Consider the following 15,596-nt stretch of genomic DNA (forward strand, 5'->3'; position numbering starts at 1 on the left):
TCCCCCTTTCTTCTTATATTACAGATTCTTTTTTCTTTAATACAACGTCTGTTAAGCAATCAATAAATGCGTCCGATGCATTTGGCATTTCTGGACGATAATATTTCGCGCCAACTTCATCTGTTACAACTTTACACTCAAAGTCATTGTCATATAAAACTTCTAAATGTTCCGCAACAAATCCAACTGGTGCGTATACAAATGAAGTGTAACCGTACTTTTCATTTAATTCTCTCGTTAAATCTTGTACATCTGGACCAATCCAAGGATCTGGCGTGTTTCCTGCACTTTGCCAACCTACTGCATAGTTTGCTACTTCAGCACCTCTTGCAATATAGTCAGCTGTTTCATTTAATTGATCTGGATATGGATCACCAAGTGCGATAATTTTTTCTGGTAAGCTATGTGCAGATACGATTAATACTGCTTTTTCACGCTCTGCTTCTGACATACCGTTATATATACCTTTCACTGCATCAACCCAGTACTGGATGAATTTCGGTTCTTTATACCAGCTATCAATGCCGTGAATCGTTAAGTTTCCAAGTTTCTCAGCTTCTTCTTGTGCTCGTCCTACATACGACTTCACACTAAATGTAGAATAGTGCGGCGCAAGAACAAGTGCGATTGCATCTTGTATACCATCGTTATGCATATCTTTCACTGCATCTTCAATGAACGGTTCGATATGTTTTAAGCCAAGATACATATGATACTCTACTTCGTCTTGTACTTCATTTAAACGCTTCTCTAACTTTTTAGCTTGCTCTAATGTAATAGTAGCTAAAGGAGAAATACCACCAATTGCACGGTAACGCTCTGTTAAATCTTCTAGCATTTCAGGACTTGGCTTTCTTCCTCTACGAATATGTGTATAGTAACGTTCAATATCTTCTTCTTTATATGGCGTTCCGTATGCCATTACAAGCAAACCAATTTTCTTTTTCATACAGCAATGCTCCTTTACTTCGCTAACTGCCCTTTAGAGTATTCATGAATAAATGTAGTTAAACGTTTTAATGTATCTGGATTTACTTCTGGGAATACACCGTGTCCTAAGTTAAAGATATAACCTGGCTGTTTCATCCCTTGATCTAAAATACCTTTTACATGTTCTTCAATAACAGACCATGGCGCAAGTAAGAATGAAGGATCCATATTACCTTGTACCGCTTTATGAACGCCGCGTACGCGTGCCTCTTCGATCGGTAAGCGCCAATCTAAGCCTACTACATCAAGCGGTAAGTCATGCCATTCATTTACTAAATGTGCAGCCCCTACGCCGTGCATAATCATTGGAACACCCATCGTACGAACTTCTGCAAAAATACGCTCCATTGCTGGTTTAATAAATACGCGGTAATCCGCTACATTTACTGTTCCAACCCAAGAATCGAAAATTTGAACTGCTTTTGCTCCTGCGTTAATTTGCGCTTTTAAATATGTAATAACCATATCTGCTAGCTTATCCATTAATGCGAACCAAGCTTTCGGCTCTGCATACATGAACGCTTTCGTATTATGGTAGTTACGAGATGGACCGCCTTCTATCATATAGCTCGCTAATGTAAATGGAGCTCCTGAAAAACCGATTAACGGTACGTCTAGCATTTCTGTCGTTAATAAACGAATCGTATCTAATATGTACGGTACGTCATCTTCTGGATTGATTTCCCCTAGTTTTTCTACGTCTTGTAAAGAACGGATTGGATTATCAATAACTGGACCAATACCCGATTTAATTTCTACATCCACACCAATTGCAGGTAGTGGTGACATAATATCTTTATAAAGAATTGCGGCGTCTACGTTATATTGATCAACAGGCAGCTTTGTCACGTAAGCACACAACTCTGGATTGTGTGTAATTTCAAATAAAGAATACTTTTCTTTTATCTTTCTATATTCCGGCTGCGAACGACCTGCCTGACGCATATACCATGCTGGTACATAATCAGTACGTTCCCCCCTACATGCTTTTAAAAATGTCTCATTTATAGTTCTTACCAAGACCCTTGCTCCCTTCCTTACCAATGCTTCGAATACGTTCGATATTTATCTTTTTTTACTATACAGCTTGTAAAAACAAAATGCATAATATTATGTACGTTGTTCATTAAATTGACACAAACATTCTTAAAAACGCTTACTATTTTCACAACATTCTTATTATAACACAGAGAAAAACTATGGTTTAGCTACTTTTGACTTTTCTCCCTCGCGATTCGTTTGTTTGTTATATGGCACAACATAAAAGCTCGGTTTTGAAAAGATGTTAACGAACTTTTCTTCATATTCTCCGGCACCATTTACAGTGCCTACATGCGTATGGACTCCGTTTTCCACTCTATAAATACGATACATAATCCTATCATCAGGAAGTGGTGTCCAGCTTAGTTTCGCTTTAAATAAACCGAAAGGGCTAAACGCTAATTTCATTTTCACATCTTCAATTTTGCGCAGACGAATCGGAGCACCGATTGTTTCCACACCTTCTGGCTTCCTAAACTGCTCTTTCTGTTCTACATTTGCCTTCATTAAAATTTTCTTAAACAATTTCGTTGCTGATGCACTTTCTCCTTGCAGCTGATGCTCTTGATCCGTACGGTCATAACCAATCCAAACAGCGCCTACTAGATTTGGCGTGTAGCCAACGAACCACATATCTCTCGCTCCATTATCGTCATTTGGTAAGGAAGTTGTACCTGTTTTCCCAGCTAACGCCCCGTTATATACACCGGCTTTCGCCGTCCCTTCTTTCACAACTCCTTCAAGCATTTTCGTCATATACCAAGCCGTTTGTTTCGAGAAAATTTTCGTTTCTACTTTTGGCGATTCTCCAATGACTGCGCCGTGTCTATTTAACACTTTATCAATCACGTGCGGCTCAATAATATCACCATTTGCTAAAAATGCACGATACATTTTCACAAGATCAAATGGGGAAACACCGTTTTTCAATCCGCCCAGCGCTGTACTTAAACCTGCATCAGCAATATGAATATTACCTTTCTCTAAATATTGCTTTCCTTCTTCAACCCCTAATTCGTTTAATAGAGAAACTGCAGGTACGTTTGCTGACTCTAAAATCGCATCGTACATCGTCATTTCTTTCGAATACTCATGATTGTAATTTCGAGGTTCATACCCTTCAAAGGAATGTCTTTCATTTGTTAATAAAGAATACGGATTATACTTTTTTGTTTCGAGTGCTGGCGCATAAACGATAAGTGGTTTTAGAACAGAACCAGGCTGCCTTTTTGCAAAAACACGATTGAACCCTCTCGGGACATACTTTCTTCCGCCAATCGCCGCTTTAATTCCGCCTGTACGATTATCCATTAATAAAAAAGCACCTTGCGCCCCCTCTTCTTTACCAGGGAAATTCCTTGCATCTTGAAACTGGTTATACGCTACCTTTTGAATCTTTTCATCCATCGGTACGACAAACGTATATCCTCCTCGAAGTACTTCTTGATGAGACAATCCGTATAAACGTGCTGCTTCATCTATGACCATATCAATATACGGCATATATGCGAGTTCATTTTCGTCCAAGTTTTTATATAAAGCAATTGTCTTACCTTGATAACGCACACTATCTTCGGCAGTCAAATAGCCTTGTTTGTGCATAAGTGACAATACGAGATCACGGCGCTCTTTACTTTTCTCTGGTGAAAAATACGGTGAATATCCGTTTGGCGACTTCGGAAGACCTGCAAGCATTGCGCCCTCTTCTACTGTTAAATCCTCTACATTTTTATTAAAATACAATTTTGCTGCTGCTTGAATACCGTAAGCTCCATGGCCAAAATAAATATGATTCATATACATTTCAAGAATTTGTTGCTTCGTATATTTTTGCTCTAATTGAAGAGAAATTGCGACTTCCTTCAACTTGCGCGTAACTGTTTTTTCACGAGTTAAAAAGACGTTTTTAGCAAGTTGCTGCGTAATCGTACTACCGCCTTCAACCTTATCTCCAGCTAACGTATCTTTATAAAGAGCACGGAATATAGACGGGTAATCAATTCCTTGATGCTCATAAAAACGAGAATCCTCTACCGCAACAAACGCCTGCTGCACGTATTTCGGAATTTGCTCGATTGGTACGAGATCTCTATTTTCTACGTATAATTTCGTAATTTCTTTCCCTTTCTGGTCAACGATACGTGATGAAGAGTGGAAAACGAGCTGCTTTTCATCCATCATATAGCCACCAGCTAACACGATAAGTTTATAAATTACAATCGCTAATAATAGCGTTACTAATCCACCTAATAAAGTCCACTTTACTTTCTTCATACATCGGCCTTCTTTCCAAATGATGGTACATTTATTATTTGAAAAAGAAGTATCTTTATGTATATAATCTTCGAAGTTTTTTAAGAGAGTTGATATAATAGAAACAAACGATTAAGGGGGCATTAAAATGAAGGCTATTATTTCATACGAAACACCTCTAGAACAAGCACATTTCACTGCAAAAAATGATGAAAAAAATATGTTTTATAAAGAAAATACAGAAGAATCTGTAGAAGGGTCTCTTCAATATGATGTACTAGACGCTGTTGGCGAATTTAAAGGACAACCTGGCTACATCGTTTGTAACAACATTTCTGTAACAGATGAAGGTCGCCCAGTATTTGAAAACCGTTTTAAAAACCGCGCAGGTCTTATTGAAAACGAACCAGGATTCCAAGCGATCCGCGTTCTACGCCCATTAAGTAACGATACATACGTCATCTTAACGATGTGGGAAACAGAACAAAACTTTAAAGACTGGACAGAATCACGTTCATTCGAAAACGCTCATAAAAAACGCCCTGCACAAGCAGAAGGACAAGCTCCGGCTCCGGCTCAAGCACATCCACATGCAGAGCAGCAGAAAAGTATTTTCTCTCGCCCGTCATTTGTGACTACTTTTGATGTGTTAGTTTAGGGGTTTTGTACTGTGGTTCCTCCCGGTATACGGTACATGAAATTATATCGACGATTTTTTCAATATATCGACTTATCACGACAGAAAAAAGGAAACACCATTACGTACCGGTGTTCCCTTTTTCTTTATACCAATTATATATACGAAGCGCACCTTCTTTTTGCATATGCTTCACTTTGTAAGGATGCCCCGCTACCGATGCGACAGCTGTACATAGCTCGTCTTTCTTTTGAAAATGCGACTGACTGTATCCTACTGCTTGAACATGCCTTCTTCGCATGATTCCTGTATATTTTGCAAGGCCGCGGTATACCATGACTAATTGATTTTCCCGTATCACATATCCACCACTTTTATACCGAGCATATGAAAGTAACGTAAACATGATAAATAGTGGTATCAAGATGAATAACGCAATATTTTGTTTAAAATATATACTCGCACCGATGATTGGCAGCGCAAGCACCGCACTTGTAATCCAACCCATTATTATGTAACGGCGTAATGCAGCTTTCGGTAAGTGAACGATTTTCTCTTCCGGTTCATACGGCAACTGCAAATATGTAAGTAACTGCTGGACATCTTTCTTTTTCATAAAGGGATGTAACATCACTTCATTTCCAGCTGTTTCTATACTTTGAATAACTTCCACTTCGACAGAGCAATAACCGAAAGGCTGGCGGAGAATTCCTTCTTTCACAGTGATCGCTTGAATACGGTGTAGTTTTAAAACGAACTCTTTCTTATCGAATAACCCTTGTACGATGCGAATTTCATTTCCTTTTCGCTCTATTTTAAAGTTCGCATATTTTAACGCATAACCAGCTGTCGAAATGACCCACGAGATCGCCATTAAAATTGCGGCCATAACGATTAATTCATATACACCGTTATTCATCACATACGCTTCTACTTTATTGATGAGCCATTCTGGTAGAAATTGATTAAACTCTGTGTAAATAAGAAGTAATCCTGAAAACACTAATCCGAATCTACCAGATGTAATGGAAGCTACTAAAATCTCTTTCATCGTTAACTGATAAATCGTCTTACTTTCTTCTGCCATGTGTACTTCTTCACTCGCAGCGCTTCTTTTTTTATTTAATAAAGCAATCAGTTCCTTCGCTTCCTCTTCTCTAATGCCAGCTAACATCACTTCCGGTTCAGTACCGCCGCCAGCTACTTCTATGTTTAACTTTGTAAGCCCAAGTATTTGATAAATGATGTTAGAAGATGTACTAATATTTTGCACACGTTCTTTATTTAAGTAACTTTCTTTCTTTACAAACACACCGTGCTTTATATGTAAAATATTATTTTCAACCCAGTACACTTTGAAATACCATTTTATCGCTGAGAAAATTGCCATAATAAATAATATAGCCAAAAGAACGAGATGAAAGAAATACCAAGGTTTTACTTGGCCATCTGATTTAAATAAAACAAGAAAAATAAAAGGCAACAAAGTCGCAATTCGAATACCTAACAATATCGTGATTGGATGTTGCCTCTTATACATCCTCATCACTCACTTTCGCAAGTTCTCCAATTTGTCTTTTCAGCTGCTCTGCTTCTTCTTTCGTTAAGCCTGGAATACTATGAGAAGTTGCCGCTGTTGAAATATGTAATTCTGCTAAATTATACTTTCTCATAATCGGTCCTTGTTCAATCGTTACGTGCTGCACACGCATCATCGGAATAAGTACGCGTTTTACAACGAACATTCCCTTTTGAATCTCAATCTCTTCTTCATTTAATCTGTAACTATAATAACGTTGACGTAAATTTGGAAACACAAAATAATCAAGCGGGATAAATGCAATAGCGCCTGTTACTAATAAGCCAAACAACCAACCCCACCAATTAAAATTGATCATAAAAAAGAAATATGCAATTACGACTGCTAGTATAACTGCCGCTCCAATTAAAGCGTGAATTCGCCACACTTTCAGCATATTAGAATGAATCTCTCTTTCTAACGGCTGCATCTCATCACTCCAATTATATGAATGTATTAATTACATATTAGTTTGTTTATACATTTTTGTAAAATTATAGTTCATCTACATCGTATCGATTATTTCTTTGAAATTCCCTTCATTAATCGAATACACTTGAAACTGAATGTAATCTATTTCATTTGTATCTGGTTTAGCATATGGCAAAATGTTAAATTTAGAAGCCGATCTTCCTAACATATCTACAATCATTAAAGAAACGTCAATATATTCGAAATCTACACGGAATACTACTGCTTCTCCCGTAAATTCATAATCTTTAATCGCATCATAAGATTTATTCGCACTAATTAGCATCACTTTTAATAGTTGGTTTAAATTTTCTGGTTTAAAATTAATCATATACGCAGCTCCTTTTTCCAATAAAACACTATGAAAATAGTGTAATCTTATACTTTCATAGCTTTACACATCAGTTATATAAAAAATAAAGCTAGTTTTTTATAAATTTTTTGATATAATTACTTACGGGAAACGGGAAGATATTTATCTTCCCTTGTGTTTTTATTTGCATCTAGTACTTTTGCTAGATGCTTTTTTTTATGTTAAAAAAGGTACCCTCATATACTTTGAGGATACCTTTTTCATCAATTTAGTGCATTTCAATAATTGTACCATCTTCGAATACTTTGAATACGCCAGTAAATCCTGATCCAGCTGCGCCTTCTATTTTATATGTCGTACGCACTCTAATTTGATAATATTTCTTTCCATTCTCTACTTGCGTATTTTCTAGCGTGTAATCATAGTCTTCTTTATATTCATTTTTAATATATTCTTTCGCTTTCTCAAAAGTAAATGCACTTTGGTTCTTTTCTGTTGCTACCTTTTGATTCATTACTGCATTTGTTTTTTGTTCCTTCGCTGCAGCTTCACTCTTTGCATTTTTTTCTTCTTCATTCATTTTAGTAACTAATCCTACCGCTTTTTTATTATATTCTTCAAGATTCTTGTTATTTTTTGTTTCTGAAACTAGCTTATTTAATGTCTCTTTCGCTTCTGCATAATTTTTCTTATTTATTAACTCTTCACTTTTTGTCAGTTGCTCGCTATACTTCTTTTTTTGTTCTAAAATGGCTAGTAATGCTGTTCGTTCTTCCTTGGCCTGCTTTATAAGCGTAGTATTTCCATCCTTCATGTTCTCTACTTTTTCAAATGACTGAATTGATTCTTCTATCTTTATTTCTTCTTTTAACTTTACTGCTTCCATCATGATTTTCGTTTGTTCTACAAGCACTATTGCATCTGAATCGTCTTTTTTCTCATCCAGCGCTCGTTCAAATGATGATAAAGCATTTTTATATTCTTTATTCGTTAACGCTGTCTTCCCTGCATCTATTTCTTTTTCAAAATCTCCATTACTACATCCTGCTAACATGAAAAATGTAATCCCAATTATCGTTAATAACTTCCTCAATGTTTCTCCCCCTATGTATTCCTAAAACAATAACGTCATATGTATAAAAATCTGTGTAGTAATTAGACTGCAAGTAAAGATGTACTTTGTGTGTGGGAAAGGAAGTACATTTCATTTACTATCATTACTTAAAACTCCTAAATAGTTGGTAGTTGGTTTTCTTCTTTTAAGACAGAAAGGAATTTTAATCATGTGCGTAAAGCTCTCACCAGGCTCTTTACTACACACACTCTTATACACATAGGAAAACTATTTTTATTTTGGTAGTTTTTAAACTTTATATATTCTCGGTTGATGGATACGAACCTCAATCCGTAACATACCGAAAAATATCAGAAAACAAATCGTAATAAAAGTCACATATCGTAACTTTATTGTAACAAAAATGTAACACAAAGTTTTTAAACATACAATATTTTTTTACATTATTTTCCCCACTTTCTATATTTTAAAGCGTTAATCCTGTTCCAATCCTTCATGTAATACGTATTTTCATAACAATTACGCCCAAAAAAGAGGGAATTTACATTTCTAAGTGAAAAAGTACAAAGTTATTATTTTCGGATGTTATAAATTTCTTAAGTTGAAGGATATAAAAATGAAAAAAATACGCTATTCTTTCCTATAAGCCTGCAGAAAGAATAGCGTATTTTTCAAAAATGAGTTCTTTTATTAAAACGCTTTGGTTCTATATCACAATTAAAAGGGCAATCAACGCTAATATAGCTGGAAGCCCTTGTTTCACAATAATTGATTTATTAGATGTGAAACCGCCGAACAGAGCTGCTACTACCACACATATTATAAAGAATAATTGAACCATATAACCAATTGAATTGAGACCAAGTATAAGTCCCCAAATGAGACCAACGGCTAAAAATCCATTATATAAACCTTGGTTTGCAAACATAATGGCTACGTTTCGATCTCCTTCTAAATGCTCCGGTAATTGAAAAGCACGTTTTGCCACTTTTGAATTAATAAAAAACATTTCGAGGATCATGATAAATAAATGTTCTAATGCTACGATCCCGACTAAAATAGCTGCGATGATTTCCAAACTATTCTGCCCCCTCTACTCACTAATATCAAATTTATACTATCTTTGCTTTAACTTTGTAGCTTATATGAAATTCCGCCTTCTTTCTTATCAAACGTTAATTGACATATCAACATTTGATACGTCAATTAATATACAACTCCCCTTTTAGTTTTGCAAGTTTTTTTGCTCAATTAGTCTTATTTTGTTCCATCAACTTTAAATCAATTCAAATCCTCTGTTCACATCTCTAGAAACCATACTGTTTTTTTATAACTCCATAAAAGGAATCAGCTATATCATCAAATTAATAATTCATAATCTCCAAAAACGAAAACTTTATTTCTTTTCTATTTTATTGTTTTATCTTATAAAACGACGTTAATTCTTTCATCATGGCATAAAAAAATGTTATTACTCTTGTTAAATTGAGTAATAACATTTTTATTTAACAAATTTGCTTCCAACTAGCATCCCTCACATCTTCACTAGTCGGCTTTCTAACTAATTTCACAAAACATTCCTCGCAAGCACCAAATGCAATGAAGTTTTTCTGTGCTTGTCTTAACGAGACTTCATTCGCCCCGCCTTCAAAGTCAGGATTGTTAAACTGAACCTCATCATCTTCCCAATAACATATATTACAAATTTCATATGTACCTGGTGGTTTTTCTTCTATTGTTCTATACCCGCAGCATAGACATGTATATTTCATCCTGTCACTCCATTATTCATTTATTTTTTCTCCCATATATTCCGGCCCACAAAAAATGTAACAGCGCAAATCATAGTGATTTCCATGAAAAAAGTATTAGAATCTGCATATGTAGTTGGAATTCCTACCGTTACGAAAACAATAGCTCACCAAGTAGACAGCCACCTAAAATAATAGGTACTCCGAAATACAATGTAAGGACTCCCATTTGCGCAGTAGATTGAATTATCTTTCCAATTATGTTCGGGGAAGTCATCTCATCATTTCTTCCCACCCTATCAAATAAATCAAGCGCCGTTGCTGAAATAAAGGAACTTAATATAGAAAATGAATACGGTATTAAAAATTTGCTCACACTCATTCACCTTCCTTTTCCTTCCTCATATATTATTCATTATTTTCACATAAAGTGAAACTTTAATCGGTGGGGGTATTTATCAGCCCTCACCAATCGGGCTTTTACGGGCAGCCCGACCCGCACCTAACTTCTTTGCTTTTGCTGAATTTTGAGGTGGGGATTTTACTGCCCGTTAATGAGGGATAAAAAAATAGCCCTCTATGCTAAAACATAGAGGGCGTAATTTCTATATAAAAACCTATACCTTATCCTGAGTAAACAGAACATCTAAACTATCTGTGCCCTATATTCTTTAAGGGACAGGCGATTATTAGAAATTAGTGTCTTCTTTTTTATAATATTCTTTTGAAATCTCTTCATAAAATGTAGCTGATGTCGTGTAGAAATATGGTACTAACCATAAGAAACCGATTCCTAAAGTAAGAATACTTAAAATGAACCAACCTAAGAAGCTTAAACATAGTAAAAAGTAATCCATTTTATGTCCATTCATCATATGACGACTTTCAGTAATCGCTTGATTCGCTGTATATTCTGGATGATCATTCAAAATAAAATATGTCATAGAATAAGAAAATGATTTAATAATACCTGGAATAATAAGAAGTAATGTCCATAGAATCAAGTACACATTCATTAGTAAATATGTTAAAAACGATTTCATAAACTTACTTCCATCGTTAAACCATCTAAATATATGACCAATACGAGCATTAGTCCCACGAATTACATTTAAAACAAAATAATAAGCACCCACTGTTAACGGACCGATAACAAGCATTGCAATAATAGTTACCGTAAGCGACTCATTTGCTTCTTCCCAACCCCAAAACATCGAGAAAATACCTGTGGTTAGCATTTCAACAGCTCCAATAAGGATTCCGACTAATAGGGTTGTCCCTACCGCTAACCCCCATTTTCCTTTTAATGCATCAAGTGCTTTTCTTTTTAACTGACTTATCATATATAGCCTCCTAATAATTTTTCTATATTAGTATACCATTTATATTAAAAATTCCACAGATTTTCCTAAAATAGAAGTATACTACTTTTTTAGATATATGTGAGCTGTACTAATATATGGATTAACCCCCTCATTTTCCTATAACAAAAAAAGCCTGCCTTTCATAATAGGCAAGCTTTTTCAAGTTAATTCTCACTTATTCTCTTCTTATACCAATCCTGCATTCTCTCCGCATCTTCTACTCTCGTATGCTCTAATTTATAATTTGATGATGCGTTAGAAAATTTATACGTACATAAATCCGCTCGGCACTGGAAATAGGATTGTGTCTTTTCCATTGATTGGATGTGTCTTCTTCTAACAAGTCCTGTATATTTGCCGACGCTGCGATATACAAGCGTAATTTGCTCCTCGTTTACACTGTAACCATTCGTTTTAAATGTTGCGTATCCAAGTGTAAAAAAGAGGATCGCAAGCGGAATGAATGCCCACATGATGTAATACTTTTCAAAGTATATACTTATTCCAGTAAGCGGGATTGCTAGCATAGCGAAGAAAATGAAACTATCAATAAGATAGCGGCGTAATGCTGCTTTTGGTAATGAAATAATGTTTGTATTCAGTTCGTATGGTAGTTGTAAATGTGCGAGTAACTGTTGTACGCGATCTTTTCGAATGATAGGATGCAGTGTAACTTTTTCTTTCTCGTCACCCATTCCTTTACTTTGAATCACTTCTACTTGCACAGCACAATAACCGAATGGCTGACGTAAAATACTTTCTTTTATCGTAATACCTTGAATGCGGTGCAATTTTAGGACGAGTTCCTTTTTCTCAAGTAATCCTTGCGAAATGCGGACTTCATCATTTCTTCGATTGACTGTGAAATCTCCATGTTTTAGCGCATAACCGATTGTAGATATAACCCACGAAAGGACGAGCAGAATAGCTATCATGAAAATCCAGCCATATATATCATGTTCCATTACATACGACTTGACGCTATTCTCTATCCATTTCGGAATGTACTCATCTACTTGATGATACACAAAGAAGATTAACGAGAATAATAGTCCAAACTGACCGGATGTAACAGACGCTAATAAAATTTCTTTCCAAGTTAGTTTATATTCTGTCGCTTGTTTTTCTTCTGTAATGATTTCTTTTTCTACTACTTCTTCTAATGTTTCTTCTGCTTTCACTTCTGGAGTTGGCTCATTTAGCATGGCAATAAGCTCTGTTGCTTCTTCTACTGTAATACCAGCTAAGCTAACTTCTGCATCGTCGCCTCCGCCAGCTGTTTCAATTTGAATCTTTTTTAAGCCAAGCATTTGATATAACACGTTAGAACTTGTATTAATCGTTTGCACACGTTCTTTATTTAAGTAGCTCTCCTTCTTCACAAAGAGCCCTTGCTTCACATGTAATACGTTATTTTCAACCCAATACGTTGTGTAATACCATTTTTCAAACGCTGAAAAAACGGTGAGTAAACCGAATGCAGCGGGAATTAAATACCAAAACGGGAACTTTCCGTTTAAGCTAAACATGAAAATAATGAGTGGGATAAAGTCTGTTATTTTTAATTCTAATAACATTGTGATTGGATGTTGCCTCTTATACATCCTCATCACTCACTTTCGCTAATTCTGCGATTTTCGTTTTCAACATTTCTGCTTCATACATCGTTAAGCCTGGGATACTGTGAGAAGTTGCTGCTGTTGAAATGTGCAATTCTGCTAAGCCATATTTTCTCATAATCGGACCTTGTTCAATTGTCACGTGTTGTACACGAATCATCGGTACTAATACGCGCTTTACAACGAAAAGACCGTGCTGAATTTCAAGCTCTTCTTCATTTAGTTGATAGCTATAATAACGCTGACGAAGTTTCGGGAATACGAAGTACTCCAATGGTGCTAGTGCAACCGTTAATCCAATTAACACGTACAAAATCCACGCCCACCAGTCAAACTTTATCATGAGGAAAAGGTAAGCTAAAATGATGAGAATACCGATCCCTTCCTCCATTACAGCCCTAACTTTCCACACCTTGACCATGTCAGGGTGAATTTCATTTTTCAATGGCTCCATGTAACCACTCCGAATCTATTAATCTAATATATGAATACTCTCAATCTATATTTTACATAACTTTACATAAAATTGAAATTTTATTATTTATTCTCTTTCTTCTCCGGAATAAAATATCCGAACCAAAGTAACCAAATGAAACCGATTAGTTTCATCCAACTTCCATCCGTTTGAAAAGCTTCAATCATGCCTGGAATTTTATACACCCCAATAAATCCGAGAAAACCGAGCCACCAGTTTTTTTGCATTTTCATCCTTATTCCCCTTTCATGACGTTTTTCACATTTCGAATCCAAATTTCTTTATACTTTAACTCGAATCCCATTAACATGTAATTACTCATATTATCGATCACGAGCGCTAACGTATGCGCGTTTTCTTCTGTACCATGTTTTGAAACAACGTCAAGTTCCACACCTCGCTTCAATAAATCGTGGAATCCATTTAAGAAATCTTCTTGTATTTCAAATAAGCGTTTCTGATACTTTTCATTTCGCGATGCAGTTACGATGAATTCATTTATAACGCGTAATATTCCTTCTTGCCCTTCATACTCAGAGAGCATATGTAAACCATCTGAAATTAACTTTTCTGCAAAGTTTTCTTTCGTATATTGTTCTTTATCAAAATAACTCACGAAATGATACCCAGAAAAAATTTCTTCGAATAAAAAATCGACCAACGCTTCTTTAGAAGAAAAATGATAATAAATAGCCGGTTTTGAAATACCTACCTCTTTCGCGATCATGGAAAGACTCATCTTCTCAATACCGTGCTCTGCCATAAGTTTAAATGATGCCTCTACAATGTTTTGCGATGTTTGTAAATTCTTTGTCATGCTGTACCTCACTTATTTTTACTTACCGGTCGGTAAGCAAATTGTAAAATAACACGAAATGATTTGCAAGTTAGTTAGCTCTTCAGGAGGAATTTATTGGTAAATACAGAAAGTATAAAGTGAAACTTTAATCAGTGGGGGTTTTCTTCATCCCCCACTGATTATTAGCCCTCACCAATCGGACTTTTATGGGCAGCCCGCCCCCCACCTAACTTCTTTGCTTTCGCTGCATTTTGAGGTGGGGGTCTTACTGCCCGTTAAAGCGGGATAAAGTAAAAGCAACATATAACAATAAGGAGGATATTCCTATGGGACTTGGTGGTAAAGGTGGTAGTGGCGGCACTGGCGGTGGTGAAGCTGGACAGGCTGGTAAGAGCGGATTTCCATTCATCATTGTACTCTTTATCGTGTTGATTGTAGTCGGAGTTAGCTATATCGGCATTAACTTCTAAAGAAAGCATCCTAAATCAAAATTTAGGATGCTTTCTTTTTAATTCCTATTTAACAATCGCATACGATAACAATTCATTGTCACTTCTCCGAGTCTTTGCAATAGTTGATAGTTCGCATATGCACCGACTGGGGCACCAATTATTGGTACGAGCTGAAGCATTTTCGCTAAATCGATATAGTCTCGGTACTCTGTTTGGAACTTTTCCCAATCCATATGATTTTCTTCTTCTGTGTCCCACGTTTCGATTGCTTTCCATATTTCTTTTCGGTGGTCATCACTTGAAAAGGCAAGCTGAAAGACGTGAAGGATAAAAAGGCGCTCTTCTTTGTTGCTCGTATCAAATCCGTACAACGTTGCTGCATCGAATAAAAATTTAATTTTAATGCCGAGTAAAAGCGGAAAGTCCGCAAGGCCAAGGAGAATACCGCCAGCTCCCGTCCCTGCCCCTTCTGCCGCTGCTATTTTTTTGTACTCATCCATTTTTTTACGTACTTCATCGTCTCGTCTTTGCAACGACCAGTTCGTCTCTTTTAATTTCGGCTTTATAAAGTTTGATCCGGCACTAATCGTTTGCACCATCATCCGGATCGTTTCCGTTAATACTTTTTGCACTTTCGCCGGAATAAGCTGTTGTACTTTTGTCTGCACTTTCTTTGAGAACCGTGTCATCATAGAAGAATCTTTCATGAATGTAGCTTTCCACTGCTCCAGTTCTTTTATAACCTTTTCTTCATATGTAATCATAGGTTCATTCCCT

At 36.1% G+C, this 15,596-nt stretch carries 17 protein-coding genes and 1 pseudogene; 2 read left to right on the forward strand and 16 right to left on the reverse strand.

Features of this window, described 5'->3' with window-relative positions; genetic code table 11:
- Positions 1-13: 13 nt before the first annotated feature.
- The 3 genes from hemH to Q9B79_RS20135 form a co-directional block, all read right to left on the reverse strand.
- Positions 14-949, reverse strand: a complete 936-nt coding sequence (gene hemH / locus Q9B79_RS20125; RefSeq protein ID WP_306187017.1) for a ferrochelatase — start codon at positions 947-949, stop codon at positions 14-16.
- Positions 950-963: 14 nt separating this feature from the next.
- On the reverse strand, positions 964-2,010 hold the full coding sequence (hemE, locus tag Q9B79_RS20130) for a uroporphyrinogen decarboxylase (RefSeq protein ID WP_306187019.1): 1,047 nt from the start codon (positions 2,008-2,010) through the stop codon (positions 964-966).
- Between the two features lie 177 nt (positions 2,011-2,187).
- Positions 2,188-4,305, reverse strand: a complete 2,118-nt coding sequence (locus Q9B79_RS20135; protein WP_306187021.1) for a transglycosylase domain-containing protein — start codon at positions 4,303-4,305, stop codon at positions 2,188-2,190.
- A 127-nt stretch (positions 4,306-4,432) separates the two neighbouring features.
- Here Q9B79_RS20135 and hmoB point away from each other — a divergent pair, with 127 nt between their 5' ends.
- A complete protein-coding gene (gene hmoB / locus Q9B79_RS20140; RefSeq protein WP_306187023.1) occupies positions 4,433-4,942 on the forward strand; it encodes a heme-degrading monooxygenase HmoB in 510 nt (169 codons plus the stop codon).
- 100 nt (positions 4,943-5,042) lie between these two features.
- Here hmoB and Q9B79_RS20145 read toward each other — a convergent pair whose 3' ends face one another.
- From Q9B79_RS20145 to Q9B79_RS20200, 12 genes and pseudogenes are all read right to left on the reverse strand, one after another.
- Positions 5,043-6,461, reverse strand: coding sequence for a PH domain-containing protein (locus tag Q9B79_RS20145; RefSeq protein WP_306187026.1), 1,419 nt, complete (start codon positions 6,459-6,461; stop codon positions 5,043-5,045).
- The gene (locus Q9B79_RS20150; RefSeq protein WP_306187028.1) at positions 6,454-6,930 is read right to left on the reverse strand and encodes a PH domain-containing protein; all 477 of its coding nucleotides are present in this window, start codon (positions 6,928-6,930) and stop codon (positions 6,454-6,456) included. Before Q9B79_RS20150 ends, Q9B79_RS20145 begins: the two co-directional genes overlap by 8 nt.
- A 75-nt stretch (positions 6,931-7,005) precedes the next feature.
- Positions 7,006-7,302: a protoporphyrinogen oxidase gene (locus Q9B79_RS20155; protein WP_306187030.1), complete on the reverse strand. Its 297-nt coding sequence runs from the start codon at positions 7,300-7,302 to the stop codon at positions 7,006-7,008.
- Between the two features lie 250 nt (positions 7,303-7,552).
- Positions 7,553-8,377 (reverse strand): hypothetical protein, encoded by an 825-nt coding sequence (locus tag Q9B79_RS20160; protein ID WP_306187032.1) that lies wholly within the window; start codon positions 8,375-8,377, stop codon positions 7,553-7,555.
- A 688-nt stretch (positions 8,378-9,065) separates the two neighbouring features.
- Positions 9,066-9,437: a DUF1304 domain-containing protein gene (locus tag Q9B79_RS20165; RefSeq protein WP_306187034.1), complete on the reverse strand. Its 372-nt coding sequence runs from the start codon at positions 9,435-9,437 to the stop codon at positions 9,066-9,068.
- A 427-nt stretch (positions 9,438-9,864) separates the two neighbouring features.
- Positions 9,865-10,131: a CPCC family cysteine-rich protein gene (locus Q9B79_RS20170; RefSeq protein ID WP_306187036.1), complete on the reverse strand. Its 267-nt coding sequence runs from the start codon at positions 10,129-10,131 to the stop codon at positions 9,865-9,867.
- A 20-nt stretch (positions 10,132-10,151) separates the two neighbouring features.
- A pseudogene (locus Q9B79_RS20175) lies at positions 10,152-10,486 on the reverse strand (hypothetical protein).
- A gap of 313 nt (positions 10,487-10,799) precedes the next feature.
- Positions 10,800-11,453, reverse strand: a complete 654-nt coding sequence (locus Q9B79_RS20180; protein WP_306187038.1) for a DUF975 family protein — start codon at positions 11,451-11,453, stop codon at positions 10,800-10,802.
- Between the two features lie 185 nt (positions 11,454-11,638).
- Positions 11,639-13,078 (reverse strand): PH domain-containing protein, encoded by a 1,440-nt coding sequence (locus Q9B79_RS20185; protein WP_306187040.1) that lies wholly within the window; start codon positions 13,076-13,078, stop codon positions 11,639-11,641.
- Entirely contained in the window at positions 13,071-13,547 is a 477-nt protein-coding gene (locus Q9B79_RS20190; RefSeq protein ID WP_306187043.1) for a PH domain-containing protein, read from the reverse strand. The genes Q9B79_RS20185 and Q9B79_RS20190 overlap by 8 nt, the downstream gene beginning before the upstream one ends.
- An 83-nt stretch (positions 13,548-13,630) precedes the next feature.
- On the reverse strand, positions 13,631-13,801 hold the full coding sequence (locus Q9B79_RS20195) for a hypothetical protein (protein WP_306187045.1): 171 nt from the start codon (positions 13,799-13,801) through the stop codon (positions 13,631-13,633).
- A 2-nt stretch (positions 13,802-13,803) separates the two neighbouring features.
- Positions 13,804-14,385: a TetR/AcrR family transcriptional regulator gene (locus Q9B79_RS20200; protein WP_306187047.1), complete on the reverse strand. Its 582-nt coding sequence runs from the start codon at positions 14,383-14,385 to the stop codon at positions 13,804-13,806.
- 308 nt (positions 14,386-14,693) lie between these two features.
- Here Q9B79_RS20200 and yjcZ point away from each other — a divergent pair, with 308 nt between their 5' ends.
- Positions 14,694-14,837 carry a sporulation protein YjcZ gene (yjcZ, locus tag Q9B79_RS20205; RefSeq protein WP_306187049.1) on the forward strand — a complete coding sequence of 48 codons (144 nt, stop codon included), beginning with the start codon at positions 14,694-14,696 and terminating at the stop codon, positions 14,835-14,837.
- A gap of 38 nt (positions 14,838-14,875) precedes the next feature.
- Here yjcZ and ecsC read toward each other — a convergent pair whose 3' ends face one another.
- Positions 14,876-15,583, reverse strand: coding sequence for an ecs operon protein EcsC (ecsC, locus tag Q9B79_RS20210; RefSeq protein WP_000634133.1), 708 nt, complete (start codon positions 15,581-15,583; stop codon positions 14,876-14,878).
- Positions 15,584-15,596: the final 13 nt, after the last annotated feature.

This window comes from Bacillus sp. MHSD_36 (assembly GCF_030757775.1).
Classification (GTDB): domain Bacteria; phylum Bacillota; class Bacilli; order Bacillales; family Bacillaceae_G; genus Bacillus_A.

Coding starts and splice junctions, on each gene's coding strand:
- ecsC (WP_000634133.1), bottom strand. CDS start 15,583: ATGATTACATATGAAGAAAAGGTTATAAAAGAACTGGAGCAGTGGAAA.
- hemH (WP_306187017.1), bottom strand. CDS start 949: ATGAAAAAGAAAATTGGTTTGCTTGTAATGGCATACGGAACGCCATAT.
- Q9B79_RS20195 (WP_306187045.1), bottom strand. CDS start 13,801: ATGAAAATGCAAAAAAACTGGTGGCTCGGTTTTCTCGGATTTATTGGG.
- Q9B79_RS20170 (WP_306187036.1), bottom strand. CDS start 10,131: ATGAAATATACATGTCTATGCTGCGGGTATAGAACAATAGAAGAAAAA.
- Q9B79_RS20155 (WP_306187030.1), bottom strand. CDS start 7,302: ATGATTAATTTTAAACCAGAAAATTTAAACCAACTATTAAAAGTGATG.
- Q9B79_RS20145 (WP_306187026.1), bottom strand. CDS start 6,461: ATGTATAAGAGGCAACATCCAATCACGATATTGTTAGGTATTCGAATT.
- hmoB (WP_306187023.1), top strand. CDS start 4,433: ATGAAGGCTATTATTTCATACGAAACACCTCTAGAACAAGCACATTTC.
- Q9B79_RS20135 (WP_306187021.1), bottom strand. CDS start 4,305: ATGAAGAAAGTAAAGTGGACTTTATTAGGTGGATTAGTAACGCTATTA.
- Q9B79_RS20185 (WP_306187040.1), bottom strand. CDS start 13,078: ATGTATAAGAGGCAACATCCAATCACAATGTTATTAGAATTAAAAATA.
- Q9B79_RS20190 (WP_306187043.1), bottom strand. CDS start 13,547: ATGGAGCCATTGAAAAATGAAATTCACCCTGACATGGTCAAGGTGTGG.
- yjcZ (WP_306187049.1), top strand. CDS start 14,694: ATGGGACTTGGTGGTAAAGGTGGTAGTGGCGGCACTGGCGGTGGTGAA.
- Q9B79_RS20150 (WP_306187028.1), bottom strand. CDS start 6,930: ATGCAGCCGTTAGAAAGAGAGATTCATTCTAATATGCTGAAAGTGTGG.
- Q9B79_RS20200 (WP_306187047.1), bottom strand. CDS start 14,385: ATGACAAAGAATTTACAAACATCGCAAAACATTGTAGAGGCATCATTT.
- Q9B79_RS20180 (WP_306187038.1), bottom strand. CDS start 11,453: ATGATAAGTCAGTTAAAAAGAAAAGCACTTGATGCATTAAAAGGAAAA.